The organism is Erwinia sp. (assembly GCF_031978025.1).
GTDB lineage: Bacteria > Pseudomonadota > Gammaproteobacteria > Enterobacterales > Enterobacteriaceae > Erwinia.
Genome location: NZ_DALZCD010000169.1, coordinates 1 through 9272 on the forward strand (window position 1 = coordinate 1; position 9272 = coordinate 9272).

Consider the following 9272-nt stretch of genomic DNA (forward strand, 5'->3'; position numbering starts at 1 on the left):
ATGGTGAATTATCAGTAGCGCGTTGCGTCATGAAGTGAGAGTGAGCAATGGGTAACGCATGGCGTAATGAGTGAGAGTGAGCGACGGGTAGCACGTGGCGTAATCAAGTGAAAGTGAACGATGGGTAGCGCGTTGCGTCATGAAATGAGAGTGAGCAATGGGTAACGCGTGGCGTAATGAGTGAGAGTCAACGACGAGTAGCGTGCCGGGCAGAAGCCGGATAATGCAAAAAGGGGCGAAGCGATTCGCCCCTTTTTTGCATTCTGAAACGGGGAAAGGTCCCTTTTCAGAACGAAGATTACATTCTTTCGACGGTCTCGATACCCAGCGTGTCCAGCCCCTGCTTCAGGGTTCTCGCGGTCAGCAGCGCCAGCTTCAGGCGGCTCTGCTTCGTCGCTTCGTCTTCTGCTGAAAGAATAGGGCAGTGCTCGTAAAATCCAGAGAAAAGGCCAGCCAGGTCGTACAGGTAAGCACACATCACGTGCGGCGTGCCGTCACGGGCGACCTGGGTAATGGTTTCTTCAAACTGCAGCAGGCGGACAGCCAACGCCGCTTCGCGATCTTCAGCAATCACGGTTTTGCCGGTCACGGCCGATTCCTCAATGCCCGCTTTGCGGAACACGGAAAGCACACGCGTATAGGCATATTGCATATAAGGCGCGGTGTTGCCTTCAAAGGCCAGCATGTTGTCCCAGTCGAAGACGTAATCCGTGGTGCGGCTTTTGGAAAGATCGGCATATTTAACCGCGCCGATGCCTACGGTAGTGGCGAGCTTAGCCAACTCGTCGGCTGGCATATCCGGGTTTTTCTCGCTGACCAACCGGGTAGCGCGTTCGACCGCCTCATCCAGCAGATCGGACAGTTTAATGGTGCCGCCCGCGCGGGTTTTAAACGGTTTGCCGTCTTTACCCAGCATCATGCCAAACGCATGATGCTCTAAAGGAATGGATTCCGGCACGTAACCGGCCTTACGCACGATGGTCCACGCCTGCTGCAAATGCTGGTGCTGACGTGAATCGATATAGTAGAGCACGCGGTCGGCATGAAGCGTTTCATAGCGGTATTTAGCGCAGGCAATATCGGTAGTGGTATAAAGATAACCACCATCTTTTTTCTGGATGATGACGCCCATCGGCTCGCCATCTTTATTTTTGTACTCGTCCAGGAAAACCACGGTAGCGCCTTCGCTTTCCACCGCCAGGCCTTTGGCTTTCAGATCGGCTACAATACCCGGCAGCATATCGTTGTACAGGCTTTCACCCATCACGTTTTCGCGGCTCAGCGTCACGTTCATGCGATCGTAGATCTTCTGATTCTGCGACATGGTGATATCGACCAGACGCTTCCACATTTTACGGCAATATTCGTCACCGCCCTGCAGTTTGACTACGTAGCCGCGCGCGCGTTCGGCAAACGCCGGGTCTTCATCATAGGTGCGCTTGGCTTCGCGGTAGAAGGCTTCCAGATCGGATAAGGCGATCTCTTCGTGCGCTTCGTTCTGCTGCTTTTCCAGATAGGCGATCAGCATGCCGAATTGCGTGCCCCAGTCGCCCACATGGTTAGCGCGGATGACGTTGTGGCCCAGGAAGGACAGGGTGCGTACTGCCGCATCGCCAATGATGGTTGAGCGAACGTGGCCAACGTGCATCTCTTTGGCGACGTTAGGCGCAGAATAGTCGATAACGATGGTCTGTGGCTCAACGGGCGACACCCCAAGGCGCGGTGCGTCGACAACGCTGTCTACCTGAGCGGCAAGCCAGTCGGCGTCCAGAAACAGGTTAATAAAGCCCGGTCCGGCAATTTCAACCTTGCTGGCGATCCCCTGCAGATCGAGGTGGGTCAGCACCTCTTCAGCAAGCTGTCGCGGCGCCTTGCCCAGTTTTTTCGCTACGGCCATAATACCGTTTGCCTGGTAATCGCCGAACTGTGCTTTCGCTGACTGACGCACCTGCGGTTCGCAGTCGGCCGGAGCCCCTGCCGCGATCATCGCCTGACTGACTTTATCTGAGAGAAGAGCCTGAATATTCACCGGATTACCTTTATATGCAAAAACGCCTGCGCACGGCGGCAGGCCGTCATACTAAACGGAGCCGCACAGCAAAAAGCTGTTCGCTGCCGCTAAAAAAGAAGGGAAAAAGTATACTGCATTTAGGGCGTAGTTATCCAGGCGTGTAAACAGGAGGGGGGTACAGAAGGCAGCGGACGCTACCTTCTGGTTGTCTGGTCAGACGCGACGACGGTGAGGGCGATGCGGGCTGGCAATCGTCGTTTTTTCGTTACGAAGCTTCCAGTGCCTCACCAGAGCAAAGCCCATCATAACGATAAGCACTGCAATAAGTATCAACATTAGCATTTGCTATTCCTTGTGTGAGAAGCAGAAAGAATCGATAAGGAATAAGAATAGCCTGGAAGGTAAGGGTAGCGATTTAAGAATAGTCGCATTGTATAAATTTAACTAAATCAAAACATTATATTAAGACAAATTTTCTAAATAATGTGCTGGATCTAAGCCAAATTTAAATGAAAAAAATGATAAATGTCCGTAATTATCGATATATCCTGAGCTGTTACGTCAAGCTGCATCAGAAAGGCTGGTCCGGAAAGCTTAGTGCATAGTAAGTAAATGTTTAGTTTTTTTTAAGTTAATTTGAAAGGTAATCTATGTTTTCAGGTAAGGTAGCGGAAGAGTTAAGCGATTTGGTTAATGATTCTGCAGCGTTTACGGCCAGGCTTAATGACCTGGCAACACGACTGGGGCTCGATCTGGCCGCGCATCACGCCGATCATATCGCCGTGCGTTGTCATCAGGAGTCCACGGCAGAGCGCTGGAAAAAAGGTTTCTTACAGCACGGCGTACTGTTTTCAGAAAAACTGATCGCGGGGCGACCGGTCGCACTGTTTGAACTGTACGAGCCGTTAACCGTCGGCCCCTGGCAAATCAGCATGGTAGAGCTGCCCTGGCCGGGCAAGAAAATTTATCGCCACGAAGGCTGGGAGCACGTTGAAATCGTGTTGCCGGGCGATGAAGCGCAGCTGGGCGCTCGCGCGCTGGCCCTGTTATCGGACGAGAGCCTGTCCAGACCGGGCATCGCCATTAAAAACAGCGCACCGAAAGGGGAGGGCGAGAGGCTGCCTAATCCTACCCTGGCCGTCAGCGACGGTCAGGTAACAATCAAGTTCCATCCCTGGAGCCTGAAAGAGATTGTTGAAAGCGAACTAGCGTCTTAACGTTCGCACGGCGTTTTCCATCCGTCGTATAGCTTCCACAATCAGATCGCGCGGGCAGCCAAAGTTAAAGCGGACAAAATTATCGTCGCCAAAATCGCGTCCGGCGGAAAAGCCCAGCCCGTGTCGTTCAAAAAAAAGCGCCGGGTTGGCCACGTTAAGTTGGCTGGCATCAATCCACGCCAGATAGGTCGCTTCCGGTTTGGCCAGCGACAGCCCCTCAATGGCGTTGACGCGCTCGCTCAGCCAGTCTCTTGAGGTTTTAAGATAGGCCAGCTGTTCTTCCAGCCACGGCTGGCCGTCTCGCCATGCTGCCGTAGCGGCGACCAACGATAAAATATCCGGCTGGGGGACAATACCCTGCCGGACTTTATTAAAGCGTGTGCGTAACGCTTTATCAGGAATAATGGCCACCGAAGCACCCAGCCCGGCAATATTGAACGTTTTCGAGGGCGAAATCAGCGTAACGGAACGCCTTTCGGCATCTTCGCCGAGGCTGCCGAAAGGAATATGCTGTACGCCATCTTCCAGCAACAGGTCGCAGTGGATTTCATCGGAACAGACAATCAGATCGTGGCGTTGGGCAAAGCGCAGCTGTGCCTCCAGCTCTTCACGACGATAAACCGTGCCGCCGGGATTCTGCGGATTGCACAGCATCATCAGTTTTTCATTGCCGGTCATGGCGGGCGTCAGCGTATCGAAATCAACCACCCAGCGTCCCCCCTGCAGCGTTAACGGCGCATTGAGCTGCGTGCGTTCGGCCAGCTTAGCCGCAGAGCGGAAGGGCGGGTAGATCGGCGTGGGGGCAATCGTGCCCTGATGTGGGTCGGTAAAAGCGCGTACCGCCAGGTTTAGCCCACTGACCACGCCAGGCAGCAAAACCAGCCATTCCGGATCGATTTTCCATTGATAGCGCGCCAGCATCCGCGCCGTCGTAACGGCAATTAGTTCATCAGGGGTAGTGCCATACCCGAAAATGCCATGCGCTACCCGCTGCTGAAGGGCGTCGATCACGCATTCTGGAGAGCGGAAATCGGTGTCTGCTACCCAGAGCGGCAAAATATCCTGACCGCCATATTTTTGCCATTTCAGGCTATCGCTGTGACGGCGATCGATACGCTGGTCAAAAGTGCATGTCATGTTGGTGATTCCCGTTACTATTATTTTTAATGTTCAAAAACAGACTAAACAGCGAAACGGATTTACACAACCAGCCGGCAGTCATTAACAGGAGAATGAAATGTTAAAACTGGAAGTATGCTGCTATGGGATTGATTGCGCACTGGCTGCGCAATCCGCCGGTGCCGATCGGGTGGAGCTTTGCGCTGCGCCATCGGAAGGCGGATTAACACCTTCGGCTGGCAGCCTGCTGCAGGCCCGCGAAACCCTGTCCATTCCGGTTCATCCCCTGGTGCGTCCGCGCGGCGGCGATTTCTGCTTCAGTGAAAACGAGTTCCGCCAGATAAAAGATGATATTGCCTGGATTCGCGAACTCGGTTTTCCGGGCGTGGTGGTGGGCGTTCTCGACGTGGATGGGCATATTGATCTTGCCAGAATGAAGCAGGTAATGGCCCTTTGTGAAGGGATGGACGTGACCTTTCATCGGGCTTTCGATCTTTGCCATAATCCGCTGACGGCGCTGCGGCAGCTGACTGACCTGGGCGTGGCGCGTATTCTTACTTCCGGTCAGCAGCAAAGTGCCGAAAGTGGTTTACCTTTATTAAGGGAACTTAATCAGCTTACCCAGGGTCCAATCATTATGGCCGGCGCTGGCGTGCGCATGGGCAACCTGCATAAGTTCGTAGAAGCCGGTTTGCGTGAGCTGCACAGCTCGGCCAGCCAGCGCATCGCTTCTGCAATGCGCTACCGTAAAGCCGGTGTCTCCATGATCTCCGTCGCGGAAACAGACGAATTCAGCCGCGCCTGCGTTGACGGCGAGATGGTAGAAGCTATGAAAGCCTCGCTCTCGCTCTCGTTTGGCTCGTCGGCAAGCGTAGCGTGACCCCGATTTTGCCGCACAGCACGCCAGCTTAACGACGTGATGTTTGCAAGTACCAGGCCTCATCATTTTGGTGAGGCTTTTTTTCTGCCGTCAGGCCGAAATTCCTTTTACACTGAACAGATCTCTGACTGCCGCGAGTTTGCTGATGAAAATCATAATGACTGCCAGAGGGGCCCTGCTGCCGATTTTGTTGACGGCAGGTATGGCCCACGGCACAGATACTTGTCCTGCCAACGCCGCACGTGTTAACGACAGCAATAGCCTGCTGCTGCTGGGCGGCACCGCGAAAGGGCCGGTGAAGCAGGTAGTGATGGGCGAGTTTGGTAAAGATGTTGACCAGCAAAAACGCATTCTGGGCGATTTCGATCGCTGCGGGGCGCTGTTGCGGGCCAGTATCAGCTTTGATAAAAACGAAGGTAATGTCGCGTTCAGGATGGTGCAGAACATTACCCGCGTCGCCACTGGCTGGCAGGCTGATTATGTCCTGGCGATTTTCGTACTGAAGCAGGGCAAGCTGGTCGAAGTAAGTAATAAACAGGGCACCATTAATTACCTGACCGGGAAAACGGGCACCATAACCAGCTCGTCCGAGGCATTTTTGCTGCAGGGCAAAAAAGGCTTTACGGAAACGACTAACCGCTACGACAGCCAGCAACGGTTGCTAAAAAGCGTGGCAAGAGGCTCAGACGAGCAGGCAAACGGCGAATATCACTATCGCTGGAATGCGGAAAACCAGCTGGTCGCCAGCCGGTCAGGCAACAGCGAGATGCAGTGGACTTATGACGATAAGCACCGGGAAAAGGGGCTGCTGATGAAAACGCAAAACCCCGGCAGCGAGCTGATCACGCAGGATGAATGTCAGCTGTGGGACGATCGCGGCAACTGCACGCTAAGCTATTCGCATGAGAGGGAAATCTTTGCTCACGGAGAAGTCTTGCGCAATATTAGCGCGGCCTATCGTTTTGAATACTGGGACAAGCCGGAAGGCCCGGACAAATAAGCGGCCCGCAGGCCGCTACGGTTGTCTTTATTTTACGGTCTGGCTGAAAACGTCTACGGCCAGAATCGCACTGGCGATATCCTGTGCGCTGAGGCCAGGATTAAGGTTCTTCAGCGTATCTCCCTCGCTGTTGGCCAGCTCGCCTACTTTGAGCAGGTTCTCCCAGCTTTCATTTTCCAGATGCATCTCTTTTAGCGTGGTAGGCATTTTTATCGCGCGGTAAAAGCGAATATAGCGCGCGATTTCTTCGTCGGGCCGCTGCTCCAGCACCATTTGCGTCAGCGTACCGTAGGCGACCTTTTCACCGTGCGTCAGATGATGGATGTCGCCGTCAATCGCCGTAAAACCGTTATGGATAGCGTGTGCACCGGCTAAACCCGCATTTTCAAAGCCCAGACCAGAAAGCAGCGTATTGGCTTCCACCACCGCTTCTACGGCTGGCGTGACCACTTTTTTCTCTACCGCCTGATAGGCGCTGTACCCCCAGGTCAGCAGCGTTTTTTCACAGGCTTCGGCAATCGCCATGCCTGCAATCGTTGGATCGCCACCCACCATAGATTTACTGTGCGAACGCTTAACCGCCTGCGCCTCGACAAACGTCGCCAGGCCATCGGCAATGCCGGAGGCAAACAGTCTGACCGGTGCCCGGGCGCAAACCTGCGTATCCACCAGCACCAGATCCGGGTTTTTGTTATAAAAGCGGTAACTCTCAAATACGCCGCTGTCGGAATAGATCACTGAAAGCGCACTGCAAGGCGCATCCGTAGAGGCAATCGTGGGCACAATCACCACGGGTCGCTTCAACTCATCCGCCACCGCTTTCACTGTATCCAGCGTCTTGCCGCCGCCGACGCCAATCACCAGCTGCGTGTCGGCCTGCTTCGCCAGTGCAGCCAGACGCGCGATCTCATTACCGGAGGCTTCGCCGTTAAACTGCTGATAGTGAAATTCGACGCCGTGCTGCTGCAAAGAATCCTGCACTGCTTTTCCCGTCAGGTTCCAGACGATTTCATCCGCCACCACAAAAGCCTTATTGCCCAGTTCCGCCACATAGTTGCCCAGCTGAGCCATGACGCCAGCACCCTGAACATACTTGCGTGGTGAAGAGAATATGAACTTACTCATGGGAACTCCTTTTGGTGAAATAAAAGTCGTACAGGTTCAACCGTAGACCTTTTCACGCAAAAAGCAGAGCGAAACGTGACATAACTAAAATTGGCTGTAGCCGATCGGTGGGGAGGGCGCTAAACTTTTTCTCTTTCTAAGGAAGCCGCCATGACCTCATTATTGACCTTTCTGTTCGCCATTACGCTGCTGACCATGACGCCGGGCTTTGATACGGCGTTAATTCTACGCACTTCCGCCACCAGCGGTTGGAAAAAGGCGCTGGCGACCGGCATGGGCGTCAATGCAGGCTGCATGACATGGGGCGTCGCAGTGGGCATCGGGCTGGGCGCGCTGCTGCTGGCTTCAGAAGTCGCTTATAACATGTTGAGGCTGGTGGGCGCGGCTTATCTGTTGTGGCTTGGCGTGGGGCTACTGTTAAAACCGCGTAGCGCTCTGCACGGCGAAATGCCGACGGATAAAAAGCAAGACGGCTATGGCAGCGTATTTATGCGGGGGTTTTTAGGCAACCTGCTTAATCCTAAAGTCGGTATTTTTTACGTTTCTTTTTTACCGCAGTTTATCCCTGCCGGCGGCTCGGTGGCGCTCTGGAGTATCGGCCTGGCCTTTGTGCATGTGGTGGTGGGAACCTTATGGAATGGAATGCTGATTGCCTGCACGCACTATTTTGCGGAAAAGCTACGTAAACCGGCGGTGATAAAAATAATGGATCGCCTGACCGGCTGCGTCTTTATCGGCTTTGCCGCAAAGCTGGCGCTGGCAAAGCGTTAAAGGGCGGGGCGGACAACGCTTTTCCGCGCCTCCCTGCGCGCAAGAGCGTTACCCGATTTTATGCGCTATAGCCGCAGCGAGTAAGTCCCTAAGGCTGGTCCCCACCAGCACGCGGTCATACAGACGCGCTAGAGCCTGTACGCCGCCACTGGCGAGGTTGACGTTAAGGCTTACGCGCCACCAGCACAGCACGCAGCGGTGCCGGGTAGCCTTCGACAGTTTTGCTGCTGTCGTTGGGATCCAGAAACTCCGCCAGTGATTCGCTGGTCATCCAGTCGGTGCGGCGCTGTTCTTCCGTTGAGGTAACAGAATAGTCGGCGATTTTCACGTCAACAAAACCGCATTTTTCCAGCCAGTCCTTCAGCGCGCCGGTGGACGGAATAAAATAGACATTGCGCATCTGCGCATAGCGTTCGCCCGGCACCAGCACCGCGTGTTTGTCGCCTTCTATCACCAGCGTTTCCAACACCAGCTCGCCACCGCTGACCAGCTGATTTTTCAGCTGATAAAGGTGATCCAGCGGCGAGCGGCGATGATAGAGCACGCCCATCGAAAAGACCGTATCGAAGGCTTTCAGCTCCGGCAGCTGCTCAATGCCGAGCGGCAGCACGTGCGCGCGCTGATCGCCGCCCAGCAGCTTGCGTACCGCCTCAAACTGGCAGATAAAAAGCTGCATCGGATCGATGCCGACCACCAGGTTTGCGCCTGCGCCGACCATACGCCACATGTGATAGCCGCTGCCACAGCCGACATCCAGCACGGTACGGCCTGCCAGTGGAGAAATATGCGGCAGCACGCGGTCCCATTTCCAGTCGGAGCGCCATTCCGTGTTAATCTGTACGCCATACAGCGAGTAAGGCCCTTTTCGCCACGGCATCAGGTTACGTAACAGGCTTTCGATACCGCCGCGCTGGCGCTCGCTAAGCTGGCTGCTGTCGGCGGTGACGCTGTGCAGCAAATCCAGCGTTTCCGGCACAAGGGTCGGCAGGTGCTCGACTGAACGGTCCCAGTTTTTGAAATGCCCGTGCAGCTGTTCACGTTGCCAGGCGGCAATCTGGGCGGGCAGCGTTTCCAGCCAGTGCGACAGCGGGCTTTTGGCGATCAGCTGATAAAAATTACCGAAATCCATCAGTCCGTCCCAGCCTTAAG

General features: G+C 54.6%; 9 protein-coding genes. 4 read left to right on the forward strand and 5 right to left on the reverse strand.

What is annotated here, in order from left to right:
• Nucleotides 1-298 precede the first annotated feature (298 nt).
• Nucleotides 299-2029, reverse strand: a complete 1731-nt coding sequence (argS, locus tag RTK32_RS13935; RefSeq protein WP_312044927.1) for an arginine--tRNA ligase — start codon at nucleotides 2027-2029, stop codon at nucleotides 299-301.
• Between the two features lie 195 nt (nucleotides 2030-2224).
• Nucleotides 2225-2353, reverse strand: coding sequence for a hypothetical protein (locus tag RTK32_RS13940; protein WP_312044929.1), 129 nt, complete (start codon nucleotides 2351-2353; stop codon nucleotides 2225-2227).
• A gap of 308 nt (nucleotides 2354-2661) precedes the next feature.
• Here RTK32_RS13940 and RTK32_RS13945 point away from each other — a divergent pair, with 308 nt between their 5' ends.
• Nucleotides 2662-3228 (forward strand): VOC family protein, encoded by a 567-nt coding sequence (locus RTK32_RS13945; protein WP_312044930.1) that lies wholly within the window; start codon nucleotides 2662-2664, stop codon nucleotides 3226-3228.
• On the opposite strand, the gene RTK32_RS13950 is transcribed toward RTK32_RS13945, so the two are convergent.
• Nucleotides 3217-4365 (reverse strand): PatB family C-S lyase, encoded by a 1149-nt coding sequence (locus RTK32_RS13950; protein WP_312044932.1) that lies wholly within the window; start codon nucleotides 4363-4365, stop codon nucleotides 3217-3219. The two genes, RTK32_RS13945 and RTK32_RS13950, sit on opposite strands and share 12 nt — an antisense overlap.
• Nucleotides 4366-4465: 100 nt before the next feature.
• Here RTK32_RS13950 and cutC point away from each other — a divergent pair, with 100 nt between their 5' ends.
• Both cutC and RTK32_RS13960 read left to right on the forward strand, forming a co-directional pair.
• Complete coding sequence (gene cutC, locus RTK32_RS13955) at nucleotides 4466-5227, forward strand: copper homeostasis protein CutC (protein ID WP_312044934.1); 762 nt, start codon at nucleotides 4466-4468, stop codon at nucleotides 5225-5227.
• Between the two features lie 157 nt (nucleotides 5228-5384).
• Entirely contained in the window at nucleotides 5385-6227 is an 843-nt protein-coding gene (locus RTK32_RS13960) for a hypothetical protein (RefSeq protein WP_312044936.1), read from the forward strand.
• A gap of 27 nt (nucleotides 6228-6254) precedes the next feature.
• On the opposite strand, the gene RTK32_RS13965 is transcribed toward RTK32_RS13960, so the two are convergent.
• The gene (locus RTK32_RS13965) at nucleotides 6255-7352 is read right to left on the reverse strand and encodes a glycerol dehydrogenase (RefSeq protein ID WP_312044938.1); all 1098 of its coding nucleotides are present in this window, start codon (nucleotides 7350-7352) and stop codon (nucleotides 6255-6257) included.
• Between the two features lie 150 nt (nucleotides 7353-7502).
• Here RTK32_RS13965 and RTK32_RS13970 point away from each other — a divergent pair, with 150 nt between their 5' ends.
• Complete coding sequence (locus tag RTK32_RS13970) at nucleotides 7503-8123, forward strand: LysE family translocator (RefSeq protein WP_312044940.1); 621 nt, start codon at nucleotides 7503-7505, stop codon at nucleotides 8121-8123.
• A gap of 163 nt (nucleotides 8124-8286) precedes the next feature.
• On the opposite strand, the gene cmoB is transcribed toward RTK32_RS13970, so the two are convergent.
• Entirely contained in the window at nucleotides 8287-9255 is a 969-nt protein-coding gene (cmoB, locus tag RTK32_RS13975; RefSeq protein ID WP_312044942.1) for a tRNA 5-methoxyuridine(34)/uridine 5-oxyacetic acid(34) synthase CmoB, read from the reverse strand.
• Between the last annotated feature and the right edge of the window lie 17 nt (nucleotides 9256-9272).